Annotated in this window: 15 protein-coding genes and 1 pseudogene; 15 read left to right on the forward strand and 1 reads right to left on the reverse strand. The window is 41.1% G+C overall.

What is annotated here, in order from left to right:
• The first annotated feature begins 3 nt into the window (after window positions 1-3).
• The 7 genes from NXV01_RS13475 (at window position 4) to NXV01_RS13505 (ending at window position 7682) form a co-directional block, all read left to right on the forward strand.
• On the forward strand, window positions 4-366 hold the full coding sequence (locus tag NXV01_RS13475) for a DUF488 domain-containing protein (RefSeq protein WP_148366362.1): 363 nt from the start codon (window positions 4-6) through the stop codon (window positions 364-366).
• An 84-nt stretch (window positions 367-450) separates the two neighbouring features.
• On the forward strand, window positions 451-1683 hold the full coding sequence (locus NXV01_RS13480) for a Cof-type HAD-IIB family hydrolase (protein WP_148365930.1): 1233 nt from the start codon (window positions 451-453) through the stop codon (window positions 1681-1683).
• A complete protein-coding gene (locus NXV01_RS13485; protein WP_074638800.1) occupies window positions 1680-2780 on the forward strand; it encodes an isochorismate synthase in 1101 nt (366 codons plus the stop codon). Before NXV01_RS13480 ends, NXV01_RS13485 begins: the two co-directional genes overlap by 4 nt.
• Before the next feature lie 34 nt (window positions 2781-2814).
• Complete coding sequence (gene menD, locus NXV01_RS13490; protein ID WP_195649863.1) at window positions 2815-4482, forward strand: 2-succinyl-5-enolpyruvyl-6-hydroxy-3-cyclohexene-1-carboxylic-acid synthase; 1668 nt, start codon at window positions 2815-2817, stop codon at window positions 4480-4482.
• Window positions 4483-4485: 3 nt separating this feature from the next.
• Window positions 4486-5310, forward strand: a complete 825-nt coding sequence (gene menB, locus NXV01_RS13495) for a 1,4-dihydroxy-2-naphthoyl-CoA synthase (protein WP_004310001.1) — start codon at window positions 4486-4488, stop codon at window positions 5308-5310.
• A 146-nt stretch (window positions 5311-5456) separates the two neighbouring features.
• On the forward strand, window positions 5457-6485 hold the full coding sequence (locus tag NXV01_RS13500; RefSeq protein ID WP_074638797.1) for an o-succinylbenzoate synthase: 1029 nt from the start codon (window positions 5457-5459) through the stop codon (window positions 6483-6485).
• A 60-nt stretch (window positions 6486-6545) separates the two neighbouring features.
• Window positions 6546-7682: an AMP-binding protein gene (locus tag NXV01_RS13505; RefSeq protein WP_195649865.1), complete on the forward strand. Its 1137-nt coding sequence runs from the start codon at window positions 6546-6548 to the stop codon at window positions 7680-7682.
• Between the two features lie 583 nt (window positions 7683-8265).
• Here NXV01_RS13505 and NXV01_RS13510 read toward each other — a convergent pair.
• Entirely contained in the window at window positions 8266-8829 is a 564-nt protein-coding gene (locus NXV01_RS13510) for an RNA polymerase sigma-70 factor (protein ID WP_074557731.1), read from the reverse strand.
• A 172-nt stretch (window positions 8830-9001) separates the two neighbouring features.
• On the opposite strand from NXV01_RS13510, the gene NXV01_RS13515 reads away from it, so the two are divergent.
• The 8 genes and pseudogenes from NXV01_RS13515 to NXV01_RS13550 all read left to right on the forward strand — a co-directional run bounded on the left by NXV01_RS13515 (window position 9002) and on the right by NXV01_RS13550 (window position 21988).
• Window positions 9002-10993 carry an SUMF1/EgtB/PvdO family nonheme iron enzyme gene (locus NXV01_RS13515; protein WP_259022644.1) on the forward strand — a complete coding sequence of 664 codons (1992 nt, stop codon included), beginning with the start codon at window positions 9002-9004 and terminating at the stop codon, window positions 10991-10993.
• Between the two features lie 96 nt (window positions 10994-11089).
• Window positions 11090-12009, forward strand: a pseudogene (locus tag NXV01_RS13520) (FecR family protein).
• Between the two features lie 251 nt (window positions 12010-12260).
• Window positions 12261-15554, forward strand: a complete 3294-nt coding sequence (locus NXV01_RS13525) for a SusC/RagA family TonB-linked outer membrane protein (RefSeq protein ID WP_234132111.1) — start codon at window positions 12261-12263, stop codon at window positions 15552-15554.
• Window positions 15555-15577: 23 nt separating this feature from the next.
• Window positions 15578-17194 carry a SusD/RagB family nutrient-binding outer membrane lipoprotein gene (locus tag NXV01_RS13530; RefSeq protein ID WP_234132110.1) on the forward strand — a complete coding sequence of 539 codons (1617 nt, stop codon included), beginning with the start codon at window positions 15578-15580 and terminating at the stop codon, window positions 17192-17194.
• Between the two features lie 24 nt (window positions 17195-17218).
• Entirely contained in the window at window positions 17219-18304 is a 1086-nt protein-coding gene (locus NXV01_RS13535; RefSeq protein WP_258979984.1) for an endo-beta-N-acetylglucosaminidase family protein, read from the forward strand.
• Window positions 18305-18326: 22 nt separating this feature from the next.
• Window positions 18327-19541 carry a DUF1735 and LamG domain-containing protein gene (locus NXV01_RS13540; RefSeq protein WP_259022647.1) on the forward strand — a complete coding sequence of 405 codons (1215 nt, stop codon included), beginning with the start codon at window positions 18327-18329 and terminating at the stop codon, window positions 19539-19541.
• 30 nt (window positions 19542-19571) lie between these two features.
• Window positions 19572-20846 carry a BT_3987 domain-containing protein gene (locus NXV01_RS13545; RefSeq protein ID WP_234132107.1) on the forward strand — a complete coding sequence of 425 codons (1275 nt, stop codon included), beginning with the start codon at window positions 19572-19574 and terminating at the stop codon, window positions 20844-20846.
• Window positions 20847-20911: 65 nt separating this feature from the next.
• A complete protein-coding gene (locus NXV01_RS13550; protein ID WP_259022648.1) occupies window positions 20912-21988 on the forward strand; it encodes a DUF1573 domain-containing protein in 1077 nt (358 codons plus the stop codon).
• Window positions 21989-22021: the final 33 nt, after the last annotated feature.

A 22021-nucleotide genomic window follows, 5' to 3' on the forward strand; every position in this document is an offset into this window, starting at 1 on the left:
GAAATGATACAGGTAAGGATAAAACGGGTTTACGAAGATTTTTCAGAAACAGATGGATACAGGGTGCTGGTAGATAAATTATGGCCACGCGGAATAAAGAAAGAATGGTTGAAATACGATTATTGGGCAAAAGATATAACACCGTCCCCTATATTACGTAAATGGTTTCACGAAGATATTCCCGGACATTGGGACGATTTTGTGGTGCAGTATCAGAAAGAGCTGGACGCTTCTCCGGCAGTGGCTGATTTTCTAACTCTTATCAAGCCTCATCCTGTGGTTACTTTACTTTATGCTTCTAAAGAACCTGTGTACAATCATGCCCGAATCCTTCGCGATTATTTGGAAATGCATCTGAAAGAGTGAAATTAAAGTAATTTTTATCTGTTTACGCTTTCTGTCGTTCACTCAATTTCCTACCTTTGTCATCTAAATCAAAATCGTGTAATCATGAAGTATAAATTATTGGTTCTTGATGTAGACGGAACGCTCCTTAATGATGCGAAAGAAATTAGTAAACGTACATTGGCCGCTTTGTTGAAAGTTCAGCAGATGGGAGTACGTATCGTGCTGGCTTCCGGCAGACCGACTTATGGCTTGATGCCACTGGCCAAGATGCTCGAACTTGGAAACTATGGAGGTTTTATCCTTTCCTATAATGGTTGCCAGATTATCAGTGCGCAAAACGGTGAAATATTGTTTGAGCGTCGGATTAATCCCGAAATGTTGCCGTATCTGGAAAAGAAAGCCCGTAAAAACGGTTTTGCCATATTCACTTATCATGATGATACGATCATAACGGATTCTCCTGAAAATGTACATATCCAAAATGAAGCCCGGTTGAATAACCTGCAAATAATCAAGGAAGAAGAATTTTCTGCAGCCGTTGACTTTGCTCCTTGCAAATGTATGCTGGTCAGTGACGACGAAGAAGCATTGATCGGTTTGGAAGATCACTGGAAGAGAAGACTGAACGGAGCGTTGGATGTATTCCGTTCGGAACCTTATTTTCTGGAAGTCGTTCCCTGCTCCATTGATAAAGCCAATTCTTTGGGGGCTTTGCTGGAAGTCTTAAATATGAAGCGTGAGGAAGTGATTGCTATTGGCGACGGCGTGTGTGATGTGACCATGATTCAATTGGCAGGATTGGGTGTAGCTATGGGACATTCACAGGACTCGGTGAAAGCCTGTGCCGATTATGTGACAGCTTCGAATGAGGAAGACGGGGTGGCTGTTGCAGTGGAGAAAGCGATCCTTTCTGAAGTGCGTGCGGCCGAAATTCCCCTTGACCAGCTGAATGCGCAGGCACGCCACGCGTTAATGGGAAACTTGGGAATTCAATACACATATGCCGATGAAGACCGTGTGGAAGCGACGATGCCGGTAGATCATCGTACCCGTCAGCCTTTTGGTATTTTACATGGTGGAGCTACTCTTGCGTTGGCAGAAACAGTTGCCGGACTCGGTTCGATGATCCTTTGCCAGCCGGACGAAATTGTAGTAGGAATGCAGGTCAGCGGAAATCATATATCTTCTGCGCATGAAGGAGATACGGTACGTGCAGTAGGGACAGTTGTACATAAAGGACGTTCATCCCATGTGTGGAATGTAGACGTGTTTACTTCAACCAATAAACTGGTGTCTTCCATACGGGTAGTCAACAGTGTGATGAAAAAGAGATGACCGACGAAGAAATAAGTAACTTGACAACTATTGATGCATTTATTCAGCGGAAGCAGCCATTTGCTGTTTACCGTATTCCCGGGGAGAAAGTTCCCCGTCTGTTGACACAGGCGGAAGGAGAGGTACGTCTGATATACGATCTGAAAGAACTGAATGGACAGAGAGGATTTGTCATCGCTCCGTTTCAGGTGAGTGAGAGGTGTCCGGTTGTGTTGATTCAACCCGATCAGTGGGGGCAGCCTTTACTGGTTGATGATGATACGGAAGAAGACCGCAAGGTCGCTTTGCGGATGCAAGGACAAGAATCATTCCTGACTTCTTTCACGGAGGAATATGCAGCGTGCTTTCATACCTTTATCAATGCTTTACGCGATAAGACTTTTGATAAATTAGTGCTTTCCCGTCATCTTACTATTGATAAAGTAGCAGACTTTTCTCCTTCGTCCATTTTTCGTGCGGCTTGCAAGCGTTATATTCATTCCTATATATATTTATGCTACACTCCCCAAACGGGTATTTGGCTGGGAAGTACTCCCGAAATCATTTTATCAGGTGAGAAAGATGAATGGAATACAGTTGCGCTAGCCGGAACGCAGCCTTTGCAAGATGGCAGGCTGCCGCAGGTATGGGATGAAAAGAACCGGAAAGAACAGGATTATGTAGCCTCTTACATTCGCCGCCAGCTTCTTTCATTGGGCATCCATTCTACGGAAAACGGGCCTTATCCGGCTTATGCCGGTGCCTTGTCTCATTTAAAGACAGATTTCCGCTTCTCATTGAAAGATAATAAAGGTTTGGGCGATCTTCTGAAAGTATTGCATCCGACGCCTGCCGTATGCGGTCTGCCAAAGGAAGAAGCCTATCGGTTTATATTGCAGAACGAAGGTTACGACCGGCGCTATTATTCCGGCTTTATCGGATGGCTGGATCCGGAAGGGAGAACTGACATCTACGTGAATCTGCGCTGTATGCATATCGAGGACAAACACCTCACTCTTTATGCCGGCGGCGGATTATTGGCCTCTTCGGAATTGAATGATGAATGGCTGGAAACGGAAAAGAAGTTGCAAACCATCAAACGGCTTATAACCCATTAATCATTAATCACTAATTCACTAATCATTAACCGTCATGTATACAGACAAGAAGAACATACTCCAGTTGGTTGCGTTGCTCGAGGCGCATGGGATTACCAAAGTTGTATTGTGTCCGGGTAGCCGTAACACGCCCATCGTGCATACTTTGTCTAACCACCCGAATTTTACCTGTTATCCGGTGACTGATGAACGGAGTGCCGGTTATTTTGCCATTGGTCTTGCGTTGAATGGTGGTAAGCCTGCTGCTGTCTGTTGCACTTCCGGTACAGCGTTATTAAACCTTCATCCGGCTGTGGCGGAAGCATTTTACCAGAATGTTCCTTTAGTCGTCATTTCTGCAGACCGTCCCGCTGCCTGGATCGGACAGATGGATGGACAGACCGTTCCGCAACCAGACGTATTTCGGACGTTGGTCAAGAAATCGGTGAACCTTCCGGAGATTCACACGGAAGAAGATGAGTGGTATTGCAATCGTCTGGTGAATGAGGCTTTGCTGGAGATGACCCATCATGGGAAAGGTCCGGTACATATCAATGTACCTGTTTCCGAACCGCTGTTTCAGTTTACGGCCGATTCACTACCCGCAGTGCGTGTCATTACCCGTTATCAGGGATTGAATGTCTACGACCGTGATTATAACGATCTGATCGACCGGATGAATAAATATCAGAAGCGTATGATTATCATCGGTCAGATGAATCTTATCTATCTGTTTGAGAAAAGATATATCAAGTTATTATATAAACATTTTGCCTGGTTGACAGAACATATCGGCAACCAGACAGTTCCCGGTATTCCGGTGAAGAATTTTGATGCGGCGCTTTATGCCATGCCCGAAGAGAAGGTAGGTCAGATGGTTCCCGAATTGCTGATTACTTATGGTGGACACGTGGTTTCCAAACGGTTGAAGAAGTTCCTTCGCCAGCATCCGCCTAAAGAACATTGGCACGTATCGCCGGACGGTGAGGTGGTCGATTTGTACGGCTCATTAACTACGGTGATCGAGATGGATCCGTTCGAGTTTTTGGAGAAGATTGCCAGTCTGCTGGATAACCGGACTCCTGAATATCCACGTGTATGGGAGAATTATTGCAAGATTATCCCCGAACCGGATTTTGCTTATTCGGAGATGTCGGCTGTCGGTGCGTTGCTGAAAGCCTTGCCGGAGTCGTGCGCCTTGCATCTGGCAAACAGTTCGGTGGTTCGCTATGCGCAGTTGTATTCGATCCCTTCCACGATTGAGGTCTGTTGCAATCGGGGAACAAGTGGCATTGAAGGTTCACTGTCTACGGCAGTCGGCTATGCGGCAGCTTCCGATAAACTGAATTTTATAGCTATCGGAGATTTAAGTTTCTTCTATGATATGAATGCGTTGTGGAATATCAACGTCCGTTCTAACTTGCGTATCCTTTTATTAAATAACGGAGGAGGAGAGATTTTCCATACTTTACCGGGATTGGATATGTCGGGAACCTCACATAAATTTATTGCAGCAGTCCATAAAACGTCGGCCAAAGGCTGGGCGGAGGAACGTGGCTTCCTCTATCTGCAAGCGCAAAATGATGAAGAACTGGCTGAAGCGATGAAAACTTTCACCCAACCGGAGGCTATGGAACAGCCAGTGCTGCTGGAAGTGTTTACCAATAAAAACAAGGATGCGCGTATGTTGAAGAATTATTATCATCAATTAAAACAAAAATAGATTATGTCAACACAAAGAGAGTGGACAACCATCAGAGAATACGACGATATTCTTTTTGATTATTATAATGGAATTGCCCGCATCACAATCAACCGTGAACGTTATCGGAATGCATTTACCCCGACTACTACTGCCGAAATGAGTGATGCATTGCGTATTTGCCGTGAAGAAGCGGATATTGACGTGATTGTGATTACCGGAGCCGGAGATAAGGCATTCTGTTCGGGAGGCGACCAAAATGTGAAAGGACGTGGCGGATATATCGGGAAAGACGGTGTGCCTCGTTTGAGCGTATTGGATGTACAGAAGCAGATTCGTAGCATCCCGAAACCTGTGATTGCCGCCGTGAACGGCTTTGCCATTGGTGGCGGACATGTACTTCACGTAGTATGTGATTTATCCATCGCTTCGGAAAATGCCATCTTCGGTCAGACTGGTCCTCGTGTGGGCAGCTTTGATGCCGGATTCGGTGCGTCTTATCTGGCACGTGTGGTAGGCCAAAAGAAAGCACGTGAAATTTGGTTCCTCTGCCGGAAATACAATGCGCAGGAAGCACTGGACATGGGATTAGTGAATAAGGTGGTCCCCTTGGAACAGTTGGAAGATGAATATGTGCAGTGGGCGGAAGAAATGATGTTGCTTAGTCCGTTGGCTTTGCGCATGATTAAAGCGGGATTGAATGCCGAACTGGATGGCCAGGCAGGTATTCAGGAACTCGCGGGCGATGCAACGTTGCTCTATTACCTGACGGATGAAGCACAGGAAGGAAAGAATGCATTTCTGGAGAAACGTAAACCGAACTTCAAACAATATCCGAAATTCCCTTAAACCGATTTCACTACAGAGTAACACAGAGTTTATTTTTTCTGCAAAGCAGAACTGTAAGAGGGCTGCAGGAGAACTGCAAGAGATCTGATTACTAAAACTTCGTGGGGCTCTATGTTACTCTGTGGTGAATAGAGAATTTATTCACAATGAACTGTAAAATAGAAATCATTCCCCGGTTGCTTCATTTCAAGCAACCGGCAGGGACTTCCCGGGGAACATATACTACGCGTAAAGTCTGGTATCTTCATTTCACCTCTCCTGACTTTCCGGGCAGAGTGGGAATAGGAGAGTGTGCACCTTTGCCCGCTTTGAGTTGCGATGATCTTCCTGATTACGAAGATATATTAATGAAAGTTTGCCGGCAAGTGGAGAGAGAACAAGGAATATTGGATATGGATGGTTTGTGCGACTATCCTTCCATTTTATTTGGTCTGGAAACGGCCATCCGGCATTTCTTTGCAGGAAACTGGGCTTTATGTGATACGGCTTTCTCACGTGGAGAGACGGGGATTCCCATCAACGGTCTTATCTGGATGGGAGATTATGATTGTATGTTATCCCAGATTGAGAAAAAGATGGAAGCCGGATTCCGTTGTATCAAACTAAAGATTGGTGCTATCAACTTTGAAGAAGAGTTGGCATTGCTACGTTATATCCGTTCACATTTCTCCTCTAAGGAAATAGAGTTGCGTGTAGATGCGAATGGTGCTTTTTCTCCGGTTGATGCCATGGAAAAGCTGAAGCGTCTGTCCGAACTTGATCTGCACTCTATCGAACAGCCGATCCGTGCCGGACAATGGGAGGAAATGGCACGCCTTACTTCCGCATCTCCATTACCGATAGCTTTGGATGAAGAATTGATAGGGTACAACACGTTGGAAAGAAAACAAGAACTGCTTTCAACCATCCGTCCGCAATATATTGTTATTAAACCTTCCCTTCACGGAGGAATGTGCGGAGGGGACGAATGGATTACCGAAGCTGAAAAGCGACATATCGGCTGGTGGGTCACTTCCGCTCTGGAATCAAACATCGGTTTGAACGCTATTGCACAGTGGTGTGCAACATTCAATAATCCGTTGCCACAGGGATTGGGGACAGGATTGCTTTTTACGGATAATGTGGAAGTGCCCCTTGAAATAAGAAAAGATTGCTTGTGGTTTTGCAAAGGATAATATTTAAAGGATGATATTTAAAGGATGATATTTAAAGGATGATATTTAAAGGATGTTGTGATGATATTCAACCGACAACAACAATGTCTGTTACTGGACGGAAAAGAATACACTTCTGAAGATATACGTCAATTGATAGCAGGAGGAGCGGAAGCTCATTCTCCTGCTTATTGGGATTTATATCTTTTCCTGAACGAATGGTTCAATGATTCTCCGGTCATTACGGTTCATACATCAGGCTCTACGGGTACACCTAAAGAACTGATGGTACGTAAGGACCGGATGATGCAAAGTGCGCGCCTGACCTGTGAGTTTCTGAATTTGAAGAAAGGTGAGTCGGCATTATTATGTATGAACCTTCGTTATATCGGTGCCATGATGGTAGTGGTACGTTCTTTGGTCGCAGGTTTGAACCTGCTTGTTCGTCCCGCTTCCGGTCATCCAATGGCTGATATAAAAGAATCTTTGAGATTTGTTGCAATGGTTCCATTGCAAGTTTATAACACATTGCAGGTTCCCGAAGAAAAAGAGCGATTAAAACAAACGGATATTCTGATTATAGGAGGCGGAGCCGTCGATGAGGCTCTGGAAACGGAGATCAAACATCTTCCGACGGCGGTTTACTCCACTTATGGCATGACCGAAACCTTGTCGCATATTGCCCTTCGTCGTTTGAATGGAGCATCGGCTTCAGAACATTATTATCCATTTCCTTCAGTAAAATTGTCTTTATCCGCAGAGAATACATTAGTCATCGATGCTCCTTTGGTATGTGACGAAACATTGCAGACCAATGACATTGCACGTATCTATCCCGATGGAAGTTTTATGATTCTGGGGCGAAAAGATAATGTAATCAATAGCGGAGGGATTAAGATTCAGGCGGAAGAACTGGAGAAGTTGCTCCGGCCGTTTATTCCTGTGCCATTTGTCATCACTTCTGTTCCCGACCCGCGTTTAGGGCAGGCTGTGACTTTGTTGATAGTGGGACAATTGGACACAAGAGAGATAGAAAATAAGTTGCAGACAACATTGGAACCATATTATCGTCCCAAACATATTTTTATTACAGAATCTATTCCACAGACGGAAAACGGCAAAATAGATCGTGTCGGATGTCGCGCTTTGGCAGCATCATACCTTTCCCATTCGCATCAGTTCTCATCCATAGAACTACATGATGATGCAATAATGTAGTTGAGGTTTCCGGTAAAACTAGTGAACTTGTAAAATAAGGAGGTGTCGCATTTACAACTTGAATTCAGCCTCCCATAAATGATTTGGCAATTCTATTTCTCATATTCTCATGAATATAAGTCAACCAGTTGAAACATAATGTAATAGAATATGAGAAATACTTTTAAAAGTTGGCATTTCTCATACTTTTCCTGTGATTTATCCCTAAAAATAGGCATTTCTCATACTCATTCTCGTTATTTCTCATAGCAGTTGTATAACAATCTACTGCTATTTTACGCCTAAATCATTAATAGCAAAGTTATTCTTCATTATAGATAAACTTGTTTGGGGTTAATAGTAAACTTGTTTTTCACCTATTATAAACTATAATTGCAAGCTTTGATTATATAATTGCAAGTTTCATTTTTATAAATGAAACCTTTGATTATAAAAACGAAGCTTGCATTTATAGTTTATGATTAGTCGAAAGCAGCTTTATATATAAAGGATTGGAAGTTTGCTATTAGGCAATAACAACTTTACTATTAATACTTTCCGGATGGACAAGTAATAGTTTGTATGTGTTGATAAGAAGTGGCTGTTATGCGCGATGGAATAACAAAAGTAACAATGGCAGATAGTCTTTCAGTTCATTGCGCAAAAGTTCCATTGTCTTTTGCTTGTAACGGTTGATAGATTTCACACTGAGATTCATCTCTTCTGCAATTTCTACATGCGTTTTGCCTTCAAAGAAGCTTTTTATAAATACTGTACGGTAGTTCTCCGGAAGTTTGTCCAATGTTTCATACAACATTCTGTACAGTTCGTCAAGAGTATATACACTATCCGGTTCTGTTTCATAGACAGGAGCTTTTTTCTGTATATTTTCCGCATAGCTCCATTCATATTCCTGATGTTTCAGGAAATTCAGGCAGCTATTTTTTACGCACATTTTGATGTAAGCTAATGCAGTGTCCGATTGAAGATCAAAAGAATCAGTATCCAGTTTATCCCATAATGAGGTGAATACATCCGAAACGATGTCTTCACGTGTTTCTTTATCATCAACAAACCTTTTTGCATACAAACAAAATGGGGCGTAATACTCCTCATAAAGTTGTTTGAAAGCCCGTTCTTTAGTCTGTTTGGAAAAAGATATTTTCATTATTTTGAGGTTCTGTAGTTTTTCATTTTGCTGCAAATATATAATAAGATAATTATCAAAGCCTAATTTTCGATTCTTTTTTTGCTTTCAACTCTAATGAATAAAAAATAATCGGATGAGACTGTCCTTTTGTATATAGGATAATTGTATTATATATAAACAGGATTAAAATATGAAGAACAAGTTTTTTTTATTGGCTATAACCTTTTGTTTGCCAATACATTCTCAAGAAGTTTCCAAGTCTTTTATTCCGATGACTGAAATACCTGCCGGAAGTTTTTATATGGGAAGTGACGGATTAGGCGAAAATTTTGATGAGGCTCCTATCCATCAGGTAGTAATCTCTCGCCCGTTTCGTATGGGAATCACTGAAATAACGAATGCGCAATATGAATCATTCCGTCCGGAACATCGGGCATTACGAGGAAAAAACGGTGTTTCGCTGGAAGATGATGAAGCTGTTGTCAATGTGAGTTATTCCGATGCTGTTGCCTTTTGTGAATGGCTTAGCCGGAAAGAAGGCAAAAACTATCGTTTGCCAACAGAAGCAGAATGGGAATATGCTTGCCGGGCAGGCACATACACACTATTTTCTACAGGAGACGGGTTACCTGCAGTTTATCATCGGAATCAAAAAGTGGTTCGTGATTTTGATCCGGTATCTTTAAAAGTTGCCCAGACTCCTCCTAATACATTCGGGCTTTATGATATGCATGGAAATGTGGAAGAATGGTGCTTGGATTGGTATGCTCCTTATTCCGCAGAAAAGCAGAAAGACCCGGCAGGACCATTGGCAGGAGAGTTTCGGGTCACTAGAGGAGGGAGTCATCACACCCCGGAGAAATACTTGCGAAGTGCCAATCGGCTGGCTATGCTCCCGGAAGATAAACATTCCCAAACCGGATTTAGAATTGTGGAAGCAGATACTCGTTTGAATGTATCAGGGACATTTGTTCCTGTCCCGTTCAATCAGAAATCTGTAGAAAATACATCTATAAAATGGAAGAAAGTATCTGCTATCACACCGATGTTTTTGCCTCCGATACCATTTGTGGTACGTCCGGCATGTGATTCGAATACCCCATTTTATCTGCATAATCATCAGCCTGCAGTTACGTGGTGTGATAATGGAGATTTGCTGGCAATATGGTTTTCTGCAAATGAAGAGAATGGGAGAGGGATGGTAGTACTCGGTTCCCGCTTGCGTGCCGGGCATACTGATTGGGATGTGGCTTCTTTATTCTTTAAAGTTCCGGATCGGAATATGACAGGAAGTGCTTTGCTCAATGACGGGAAAGGAAAATTGTATCATATCAATGGAGTGGAAGCATCGGGAGACTGGCAGAATCTCGCAATGGTACTACGTACCAGTACAGATAACGGTGCTTCATGGAGCACTCCTAAACTGATAGCTCCCGAACATACCAAACGTCATCAGGTTATAGCTGGTACGATTCGCACACGTGAGGGATGGATGGTTCAAGCCTGTGATGCGGGTCCTGGCAGTCATGATGGGGCAGCTGTTCAAATCAGTAAAGATGGAGGAAAAACATGGTGCGATCCTTGGGATGGCGCTCCTTTGCCGGATTTCAAAGAAGGAGGAACGGGAAGTACAATCGCAGGTATCCATGCGGGAATTGTACAATTAGGAAACGGAAGTTTGATGGCTATGGGGCGTGGTAATAGCATACGGAATAAAGAAGGAAAGCTCCGAATGCCAATGAGCATATCAGATGATATGGGAAAGAACTGGAAATATGGAGCAAGCGAACTCCCTCCTATTGACGGAGGTCAGCGTCTTGTTTTAATGCGACTGAATGAAGGCCCTTTGCTATTGGTTTCTTTCACAGACCATCCGCAACGTACGCCTTTGGAAGAACGTGGTCTGGAATTTAAGAATAAAAATGGAAATGTGAAGAAAGGATATGGCATGTACGCGGCTCTTTCCTACGATGAGGGAAAAACATGGCCAGTAAGAAAACTACTGACGGACGGTGAATATCGCTTTTTAAACGGTGGAGCATGGACGGGATATTTCGAAATGGATGAAAATCATGCTGAACCACGTGGTTATCTTGCAGGAATACAAACTCCTGATAATGTGGTTCATATCCTTAGTAGCCGATTGCATTACCGCTTCAATTTGGCATGGCTCGAAAAATAAAATAAAAAAAAAGTTTGTATTTGCTGTCCTTTTCCAATTGCTTCAGTTGTATTATAAATGTAATTACAATTAAAAGATAAGATTTTGAAAGAAAATATGGAAAATATGAGTCCGGAATCATTGCTCCGTAAAGCACAAGCATTGGGAGATGATATTAAAGAAATGGAATCCATTAATGTATTGGGTGCCTATTATCAAGCACAAGCCAAAATAAAAACTAATAGAAGAAAGAACATGTATAATCAATTGATGCGTTATGCAGCATTTCTGACTATACCTTTATTTCTCTCTTCTCTGATTTTGGGATATTTATATTTTAGTGGAACAGAAACTGACGAGAAATATGCAGAGGTGGTAACCGCTACCGGTTCTGTCATACGTTATGAACTTCCGGATCGTTCTGTAGTATGGTTGAATGCAGGTAGTACATTGCGTTATCCTACCACTTTCAAGAAAGACAACCGGTTAGTAGAGTTGAAAGGTGAAGCATATTTCGAAGTGCAGGCAGATAAAGAGCGTCCTTTTTATGTAAACACTCCGAATGGTTTGAGCGTATATGTTTATGGTACCCAATTTAATGTAGCTGCTTATGAGGATGATAATTATATAGAAACAGTATTGGAAAAGGGTAAAGTAAATGTGATAACCCCTAATCAGGAAACAATTGTATTGGCTCCTGGAGAACAGTTGCTTTACGATAAACAGAGTCAAAAGTCGAAAAAAAAAAAGTGGATGTTTATGGAAAGATAGCTTGGAAAGATGGAAAACTAATTTTCAGAAATGCTTCATTAGAAGAAATCCTGAAGCGTTTGGAACGACACTTCAATGTAGAAATTCAGTTTAACAATAGGTCTGGAAAAGAATATAAATACCGGGCTACTTTCCGGACTGAAACTCTGTCGCAGATATTGGATTATCTGGCCAGGTCCGCCGATTTAAAATGGAAAATTGAAGAACCGCAACAGCAGGCTGATGATACATTATCAAAGACTAAAATTAGAGTAGATTTATATTAGAGTAGTAACCCTTAAAATAAAAGCCCATGGAATAACACTAGAGAATAAAAGAAAGGAAGAAAGCTGCTACCAACAGCTGTCTTCCTCCGAATTTTCCAGATTCACGGCACAAGGTCTCGTAAACACTAGCCGGAATCAAACCATAGTTCATTTAGTAATAAACTTTAGTTAGCCACAAATGTATGAAAAAAAATCATTCATTTACAGCATTATGTCCTAAATATGCTTTAAATCTAAAACTTCCTTTAGTTATGAGGATTAGTCTAGCACTACTTTTCGCAGTAGTATTACAACTTTCTGCCGAAGATGGCTATGCCCAGCGAACGCGGGTTGCCATTTCAATGAACAATGTATCTGTAGAACAGGTACTGAATAAAATAGAGGAGACGTCCGACTATGTTTTCCTTTATAATGATAAAACAATTCAGAAGAACCGTATTGTTTCTGTGAGAAACAATTCAGGTAAGATCCTGGATATTCTTGATGAGGTGTTTAAAGGAACCAACGTTACTTATACAGTAGTTGATAAGCAGATTATCTTGTCTACCACTAAATTAAATGTAACAGAGCAAGATCCGATTATTCAAGTAAAAGGTACAGTGAAAGATACAAAAGGAGAACCTTTGATCGGAGTGAATGTGAAAGTAAAAGGAACAACTACCGGTGCTATTACAGATTTCGACGGAAACTTTCAGATTCAAGCTAAAAAGGGGGCGGTATTGGAGATCTCTTATATTGGATATGCTTCTCAAGAGGTGAAGGTTACAGATAATAAATCGCTTTCTATCGTGATGACGGAAGATACAAAAGTTTTGAATGAGGTTGTTGTAACGGCTTTGGGTATTAAACGCGAAACCAAGTCTTTGACATACAATGTGCAGCAGATTAGCGGTGACGAAGTGGCAAAGGCGAAAGATATGAATGTGATGAGCAGTCTTGCCGGTAAAGTGGCAGGTGTGAATATCAATGCAAGTTCATCCGGTATTGGAGGTGGTGCCCGTGTGGTAATGCGTGGTACGAAGTCTATATCCGGTAATAACAACGCTCTATATGTAGTAGATGGAGTTCCTTTGGCTAATATATCTGGTGAACAACCCGACGATCAGTATACGGGTGCCGGACAATCCGGTGACGGATTGGCTAACTTCAACGCTGATGATATAGAATCAATTTCAGTACTTAGCGGATCGGCCGCCGCTGCACTATACGGTTCGGCTGCTGCCAATGGTGTGGTACTTATCACAACGAAGAAAGGGGCTGTAGATAAAACCAGATTGACATACAGTAATAATTCAACCTTCTATTCACCATTCCGATTGCCGGAATTCCAGAATACGTATGGTTCGGAAACAGGAGAGTGGTATAGTTGGGCATCTAAATTGTCATCTCCTACCGATTATGAGGTCAAAGATTTTTTCCAGACAGGTTACAATGTAGCGAACACTGTAAGTCTGACTACAGGGACACAAAAAAATCAAACCTATGTATCCGTAGGTGCCGTAAATGCACGGGGTATCATTCAGAATAATGACTTGGACAGATATAATTTCTCTGTTCGTAACACTACCTCTATGCTGAATGATAAACTGACGATGGATTTAAGTTTTATGTATTCTAATGTAAAGGAACAGAATATGTTGTCGCAGGGAGAGTATGCAAATCCATTGGTTCCCGTTTATTTATTTCCGCGCGGTGATGATTTCTCAAAATATCAGTATTATGAACGATATGATGTAGACCGTAACATAAAAACACAGTTCTGGCCATTGAAAGAAAATGGATTATCCATGCAGAATCCTTACTGGATTACGAACCGGAATATGTATACCAACAAGAAAGACCGTTTTCTGGCAAGCGGTTCACTAAAATATACGATAACAGATTGGTTGAATGTTTCCGGACGCGTGAAGCTGGATAAGGAAACAATCAACTCGGAAAAGAAAATGTATGCTTCTACTTTGAATGTGATTGCTGAAAACTCGGATAAAGGAGCATACGTGCAATCGAACAAAAATACCAGTCAGATATATGCCGATGCCATGTTGAATATTAATAAATATTTCTATCACGATACATGGAATCTGACAGCATCTTTAGGTGCCAGTTTATTGGACCTGGATTACAAGGAGCTGAATTTTGGAGGGGGATTGCTGACCATTCCTAATCTGTTTACTTCTAACAATGCGAACGTTTCCGGTAAATTAACCTATAAAAATACGAACTATCACGATCGTACCAATTCTTTATTCGGAACATTCTCATTAGGATATAGGGGCATGGTTTATGTAGACGGCTCGTTGCGTAATGACTGGATATCAGCTTTGGCAGGAACAAACCATTCTTCCATATTATATCCTTCTATCGGTGCTTCAGCGATTCTGACTAATATGTTTACAATGAAATCCAATATCCTTTCTTATGCAAAGGTCCGCCTTTCGTATAGCGAAGTAGGTAATGCACCGGAAAGATTCAGGGCTATCACTACTTATGCGGTGTTGGGAGGGCTGAATACCACTTCTTATTTTCCGATAAAAGACCTTAAACCGGAGAGGACTCATTCATGGGAAGGAGGATTTAATTTAGGTCTGTTTGATAATAAACTGACACTGGACGTGACAGCTTATAAGACATATACGGAGAATCAGCTTTTCAGCCCGGAAATTTCTACAACAACCGGATATTCTAAATTATATGTAAATGCAGGTAAAGTAACAAATAAAGGAATTGAGTTAGCTCTTGGATTTAAACAGAATATAGGGCCTGTAGATTGGAAAACGACTTTACTATGGTCGCTTAACAGAAATCGCATAGACCAATTGCTCCCTGAATATACAAATGAAGAGTTGGGAGTGACAGTACATTTGGATGAAATGGATGTTTATTCATTAGGGGGTGCCAAACAACGGCTAACCGTAGGTGGCTCTATGGGAGATGTGTATGTTAATACAATGAGAACTGACGAGCATGGATATATCTGGATGAATTCAATGACAGGTGTCTTGGAAACTGATAAGAATAATTATGTCTATGCCGGTAATACCAATCCGAAATATACTCTTAGTTGGAGAAATGAATTTAACTGGAAAGGAATCAGCCTCGGATTTATGTTGAATGCCCGTGTAGGTGGTATCGGAGTTTCTGCCACTCAAGCAGTGATGGATTATTATGGAGTGTCTAAGACATCGGCAGAGGCACGGGATAATGGGGGAGTGAAAATAAACGGCCAGATGATTGATGCCCAGACATGGTATCAGACTATCGGAGCTAATGGAACAGGTTATGTAGGCTCTATGTATGTATATAGTATGACTAATGTTCGTTTGGGAGAATTGACTTTGGGCTATGATGTTCCGATCAATAAATGGTGTAAATGGATTTCAGGGTTGAATGTATCCTTTGTAGGGCGGAATTTATGGATGCTGTATTGTAAGGCGCCATTTGATCCGGAATCTACTGCAAGCACCGGTACTTATAATCAGGGTATGGACTATTTCATGCAACCGAGTTTGAGATCGATGGGATTTTCTGCAAAGATTTCTTTCTAATTGGATAACCTTTAAAAAAAATAATGATGAACATACGTAAGTTTTTTAAAGTAAGGAACTACTACTACTTACTCCTTGGAGTAATCATGATAAATGTAGGTTGTACGAAGAATTTTCTGGAGTACAATACCAATCCTAATGAAGCAACCGATGAGATGACGGATTGGGATAATGTGAGAACAGGTTCTCTTCTTTTACAGATGGAGCAGAACGTACTGGTGGTAGCACAACCGGGACTTAATATCGGTTCGGACAGATATCAGACTGTGGAAGTGATGGGTGGAGATGGGTATATCGGCTATTTTGGTTTTCCTGCTCCCAGTATCAATTCTGCCGGTCGTTACAATTGGGATAAAAGAAGTTGGTATGGTGATATGTTCACTACCAATTACCTGACGACTATGAATGCCTGGCGTGAAATAAGAAAAGCGATTAACAATGACGAAGATCCCCGGTTTTCTATGGCGCAGATTCTGAAAGTAGCGGCAATGCATCGTGTGACAGATACCTATGGGCCTATTCCTTATTTGAATTTTGGAGTTTCAAAAGAAGTGCCTTATGATTCGCAAAAGGATGTTTATTACAGATTCTTTGAAGAATTGGATGGAGCTATCAATAACTTGGATAGTTATGCTGCATCCGGAAGTAAAGTTTTGTCATCATGGGATTGTGTGTTCAACGGTGATGTTACATCTTGGATAAAGTTTGCCAATTCACTTCGTTTGCGTCTTGCATTGCATCTTGCCTATGTGGATGAAACAAAGGCAAAAAGTGAAGCCCAACTGGCTATTGGCAATAGTTATGGTTTGATGAATGTGAAGTCTGATTTAGCAGAACTTCAGCATATTACTCCGATTGCGACTTATGAAAGTCCTCTGTATATTCTGAAAGGATGGGATGATATTTGTATGGGAGCGACGCTGGATTCATACATGAATGGTTATCAGGATCCACGACTTTCTGCTTACTTCGAGGCAGGTACGGGTGGAAAATATCGGGGTATAAGAGCCGGAATGTCAAAGGACGTAAGTAAGGATAAATATATAACAGGAATCTTTGCCGAACCACAGGCAACTGCTACTTCCAATGTAGTGTGGATGCGTTCATCCGAATCATATTTCTTGTTGGCGGAATATGCTTTGCGTTGGGGAACGAATGCCGATGCTAAAAAGTATTATGAAGATGGAATAAGAATGTCTTTTGATGAACATGGTGCATCGGGAGTTGACGCGTATCTGACAAGAACTGCAGCGGGTGGATATGTGCCTGCCAATTATGAGGATCCGGTGACATCATCTCATTCCATGGATGCTTTGGGTACTGTTTCTATCGCTTGGGATGAATCGGGAGATTTTAAAACAAATCTGGAACAAATCATTACTCAAAAGTACATTGCTCTTTATCCGGTGGGACAAGAGGCATGGACAGAGTTCCGTCGTACCGGTTACCCGAAAGTATTTCCGGTTGTTGTGAACGAAAGTTCCGGAGGTTCTGTAGACACAAATATACAAATCCGCAGATTACCTTATCCGGAATCGGAATATAATACGAATAGAACAGAGTTGGATAAAGGCATCACACTTTTAGGTGGCGTAGATAACCCGGGTGTCAGATTGTGGTGGGATGTGCCTAATAAATAATTGGTTACTTAAATAATGCAGAATATGAAAAGAAATTATGTATATTTTTTGTTCACCTATCTCTTGACATTTGTTGTGAGTGGTTGTGATACGGATATTGAACCGGAAGTTATACAGGCAGCTAATACTTATAATGAAGAATATTATCAGAACCTGCGTGAATATAAGAAAACAGATCATGCTATTTGTTTCGGCTGGTATGCCGGTTATACTTCAGAAGCATCTCCTTCGCAGGGACTTCATTTCACTGGTCTGCCGGATAGTCTGGACATCGTCAGTCTGTGGTCAGGTATTCCTTCCAACAATCCGGCTTATGTAGAAACTAGTTATTATAACGAGCGTTATTTGCCGACTGCTTATGAGGAAATGAATTATATCCGTACAGTAAAGGGGACTCGCGTTGTGATGTGTACGATTTGCCGTATTGGAAGTACGGAGTTTCCTAAAACCGACGCAGGTATCGAGGCTTATGCTATGCATCTTGTGAGATGTGTGTTGCGTAATGATCTGGATGGTTTGGACTTGGACTACGAACCGGAAGGCGACTGGTTGCAAAATGATAACTTTACAAAGTTTATAAAGGTATTAGGAAATTATTTCGGTCCTCAATCGGATACAGGCAAATTATTAATTGTTGACTTCTATAATCAGCTGCCTCCTAAGGAAACAGAACCTTATGTCGATTATTTTGTACGACAATGTTACACCACCGGTAGTGCTCAAAGTTTGCAATCTAAATTTGACCAGCTTAGTAGCTGGTGTCCTCCTGAAAAATTCGTTGCTACGGAACAAATGGGATGGTACTGGCAGAATGGTGGAGTCGAATTTACGGAAGCTGATGGAAATAAAGTAGATTCATGGGGCAATCCAATCTATTCTGTAATAGGTATGGCACGCTGGAATCCTACACAAGGACGAAAAGGCGGATTCGGCGGATATTATTTTGAATATGAATACAATACCACTCGTCCTGCTAATCAGGCTATAGGTGATAAAGAGAAAACCGCTATTCCTTATTATAGCCTTCGACGTGGTATTCAGGAACAAAATCCTGCCGGAAAGCCTGTACGACAGTCTACTAAACAAGAAACGGAAGATGAAAATGGATGAATTTTAAATTTGTATGCAAGGTATGAAAACATTGAATAATATAAAAAAGATATGGGGAGCAGCTTTGATAGGAATAGCTTCTTTTATGCTGCAGGGATGCCAGGAAGCCGCTCAAAAAGGTGACGGGTTGTTAATGACCGGAACATCTTCGGATAGATTGGTAAAGTTTGCCATTGATGGATTTCCATCTGCGTATGCTGTTTCTGTGACTTCAACTTCTCGCGTTGAATCGGATATTCAGGTGAACCTGGCTGTTGATGCAAGTCTGGTTGATACTTATAATGAGGAAATGGGAACCAATTATTATCCCATTCCGGATAAATCATATACATTTGAAAATCCGGAGGTTACGATTTCAGCAGGACAGGCAATTTCTTCTGCTGCCTCTCTTTCAATTGCGGATGATTCGGAATTTGTTCCGGGACGTGTTTATTTGATACCGGTTACCATAAAAAGTGCGACGGGAGATTTGGATATTATAGAAGCAGGACGTACTATTTTCCTGAAAGTATCTCGAACATTGCGTTTCCATGCTCCGTATGTAGGACAGGCTTCTATGGCTTATCAATTTTTGCTTCCGGATCCTATTCCTTCCTTGCCTACTTATACATGGGAAGTGAAGATATATGCCACTAAATTCCGTTCTTCCGGAGCTTCCGGTACTACCCGTGTTTGTTCATTTGGAGGTAGTGAAGCGTCTGTAGAAGGGGGAGCGATTGATGATGGAGGCTTTAAATGTGACCAGAACCTGCTTCGTTTTGGTGAAGGAACGGATGAGCCGAACCAGTTGCATGTAACAACTAAACAGGGGAAAATGTCATCGAATACTCGCTTTGCTTTAAATACCTGGTATGCTGTTGCCTTGGTAAATGACGGCACTACGTTGACATTGTATATTAATGGAGAGAAAGATAACTCAATGACAGTTGCTCCGTATGAATATGCGCTTTATGGAGTACAGATCGGTATGCCTTCAAAAGGTTATCAATCTTCACAATTGTTTTATGGTCGTTTGAGTGAGATGCGCCTTTGGACTCGTCCTTTGTCTGCTCGTGAAATTAAAGCAAATGTATGTGGGGTAGACCCTTCTACCAATGGACTTGTGTCTTATTGGAGAATGAATGAAGGAGAAGGAACTACTTTCTATGATTTATCTCCGTCAAAGCGTGATATCAGTTATAAGAATGGAATCACGATTGACTGGACTTATGATGATACGAATAAATGTCTTGAATAAGGTAATAATAAATGAATAGACTGTATGATAATGAAAAACAATATAAATAGATTAACTCTCCTTTTGCTTGTTTTATTGGGAGGAGTAGGATTCACATCCTGTTCGGATGATGACAATGATTTTATTGAATTGCCAACAATAGAGATGCCACAGTCGGAAGCAGGACCTGTTTCTATTGATTATAGGGAGATACTGGATGCAGGAAGCTATGTTTATGATTATACTATCAAACTGGATAAACCTGCTGCTACTACTTTATTGTGTGACATTGCCGTGGACGAAAGTATGGTAGAGGCTTATAATGCTGCAAATAACACGTCTTATAAGATGATGCCCGCTTTTGTCTATGAGTTGCAAGCTAAAAATGCGATAGTGAAGGCAGGACAGCAAGAATCCAATTCCTTATCAGTTAAGTTTTCATCATTGTTCGGTTTGGTGGAAGGTGAAGAATATTTGCTTCCTATTGTTGCAACAATAGATGAAACGTGTGTAGGACAATTTGTAACGGACACTCGTTCTGTTTCTTATTTTACGATTAGCATTGACGGAGAATTGGATTATATACCGGGATTGAATATGAGTTCTTATTCAACGGATATGTATCGTACGTTAAGTTTCGCAAATGATGAAGTAGTTACGATTGAAGATAATACACATACGTTTGAAATGCTTGTATATCCATATAGTTGGCACAGTGGAACTAATTATATAGGTACATGGCGTGGTAAAGATACTAACAATAATAATGAAGTTTTTAGTGGTTGTGAACTACGTGTAACAGGTGTAACGGGAGCGTCTAATATTGGTAATCGTCAATGTGACTTGACATTGGCTAATCAAAATATAACGTTACCGGCTAATCAATGGGTAAGGTTGACTATCACTTGTGAGGGAACAAAAACGGGTCAGAATACAGAGATTGCTTATCGTTTATATATTAACGGTGAGGAAGTTGCTTCTGCAAAACCGACTAAACGTTGGGGACCATCTTCTTCTCAAAGATTCAAGGTGGGATATACGTTGACCGGTATTCAGTTTGGTTATACAAGTTCAAGTATGTATTTTGATGGTCTGATTTCTGATATTCGTATGTGGAAGAAATGTCTGACAGCGGAAGAGGTAAAAGCTAACTTGCGTACAATAGCTTCTCCATCTTCGTCGGACTTATATGGCTATTGGAAATTGGATGAAGGAGAAGGGAATACATTGAAGGACAGTTCGGGCAATGGGCGTGATTTAACTTTCCCGGCTTCAGCAAATATCATTTGGGATGCAGAATTCAATGATTTGCCTCAAGATAATTAAAATGTGATTTTATATTGGGAGTTATTGTGTTTTTACGTAACTCCCAATATTAACTTAAAGAAATAATGATGAAACGTTTTATATCAGCTTTGATGGTTTTACTGTGCTCTACTGTTGGCGTATGTGCTCAACAACAGGGAAAAGCTGTATTGCGTTTTGATACTACTACTTGGAATTTTGGTAATATTCAGGAAGCAGGAGGCAAAGTGAGTCATACTTTTCATTTTACTAATATGCATACTTCTCCGGTTGTGATCGAAGAAGTGATTTCAACTTGTGGGTGTGCCATTCCTGTTTATAGTAAACAACCTGTAAAACCTGGGCATACAGGCACTATTACCGTAACTTTTGATCCTAAAGGGCGAACAAACTTTTTCTCTAAGAGTATAAGGGTTGTTTCCAATTCAGGGCAAAGTGTCAATACTCTTTGGGTAAAAGGTACGATAAGTACAATTAATCGTATAGAGGATGAATATCCTTATTCTTTATCATCAGATATTCTGGTCGACCGAATGACTCTATTTTATGGTCAGCTGCAACATAATAGGAGGTCAAAACAACAGGAAATTAGAGTCTATAACCGATCGGATAAAATGGTCAAGTTGTCATACTCGCTGTTACATAAGAGTGGATGTTTGTCGATATCTATGCCATCATCTCTTCAAGGTCGATCTTATGCGACTATAAAAATAACAGCTTTTCCTTTAAAAGGCTTTTACGGTACATTTAAAGATAAGATTATTATTAGTGCCAATTCCGTACACAGTTCTCCTATACAAATCTTTGGAACAGTGATTGATGATATGAGAAAAGTAAGCACGGCAACTGCTCCCCGGATGAAGTGCTCACAATCTTATTTTAATTTGGGGAATATCTCATTAAAAAAGCATATTCAGAGAAAAGTAAAAGTTACTAATGAAGGGGCGAATCCTCTTATTATCCGCAAAATAGAATGTCCGGATTTTGTTTCTACTAATCTCCGGGGTGAAAAGATTTTGAAGCAAAATGAATGTCTGGAAGTTTTGTTTGAATTAAATGTATCATCTTCAAACCAGCCATTGGATGCAAAGGTTAAGTTGATAACAAATGATGTTCATCAGCCTGTACATACAGTTATATTTGAAGGAGAAATGGGTAAGTAGGATTGAATATCTCTATTTGAAAGATTAGAAATA

Source organism: Bacteroides sp. BFG-606, assembly GCF_024788145.1.
Taxonomy (GTDB): domain Bacteria; phylum Bacteroidota; class Bacteroidia; order Bacteroidales; family Bacteroidaceae; genus Bacteroides; species Bacteroides vicugnae.

Bases quoted from the DNA above. Each gene is read 5' to 3' on its own strand.
- NXV01_RS13515 (WP_259022644.1), top strand. From the start codon at position 9,002: ATGAAGAACAAGTTTTTTTTATTGGCTATAACCTTTTGTTTGCCAATA.
- NXV01_RS13485 (WP_074638800.1), top strand. From the start codon at position 1,680: ATGACCGACGAAGAAATAAGTAACTTGACAACTATTGATGCATTTATT.
- NXV01_RS13500 (WP_074638797.1), top strand. From the start codon at position 5,457: ATGAACTGTAAAATAGAAATCATTCCCCGGTTGCTTCATTTCAAGCAA.
- NXV01_RS13530 (WP_234132110.1), top strand. From the start codon at position 15,578: ATGATGAACATACGTAAGTTTTTTAAAGTAAGGAACTACTACTACTTA.
- NXV01_RS13545 (WP_234132107.1), top strand. From the start codon at position 19,572: ATGAAAAACAATATAAATAGATTAACTCTCCTTTTGCTTGTTTTATTG.
- NXV01_RS13510 (WP_074557731.1), bottom strand. From the start codon at position 8,829: ATGAAAATATCTTTTTCCAAACAGACTAAAGAACGGGCTTTCAAACAA.
- NXV01_RS13550 (WP_259022648.1), top strand. From the start codon at position 20,912: ATGATGAAACGTTTTATATCAGCTTTGATGGTTTTACTGTGCTCTACT.
- NXV01_RS13505 (WP_195649865.1), top strand. From the start codon at position 6,546: ATGATATTCAACCGACAACAACAATGTCTGTTACTGGACGGAAAAGAA.
- menB (WP_004310001.1), top strand. From the start codon at position 4,486: ATGTCAACACAAAGAGAGTGGACAACCATCAGAGAATACGACGATATT.
- NXV01_RS13480 (WP_148365930.1), top strand. From the start codon at position 451: ATGAAGTATAAATTATTGGTTCTTGATGTAGACGGAACGCTCCTTAAT.
- NXV01_RS13540 (WP_259022647.1), top strand. From the start codon at position 18,327: ATGAAAACATTGAATAATATAAAAAAGATATGGGGAGCAGCTTTGATA.
- menD (WP_195649863.1), top strand. From the start codon at position 2,815: ATGTATACAGACAAGAAGAACATACTCCAGTTGGTTGCGTTGCTCGAG.
- NXV01_RS13525 (WP_234132111.1), top strand. From the start codon at position 12,261: ATGAGGATTAGTCTAGCACTACTTTTCGCAGTAGTATTACAACTTTCT.
- NXV01_RS13475 (WP_148366362.1), top strand. From the start codon at position 4: ATGATACAGGTAAGGATAAAACGGGTTTACGAAGATTTTTCAGAAACA.
- NXV01_RS13535 (WP_258979984.1), top strand. From the start codon at position 17,219: ATGAAAAGAAATTATGTATATTTTTTGTTCACCTATCTCTTGACATTT.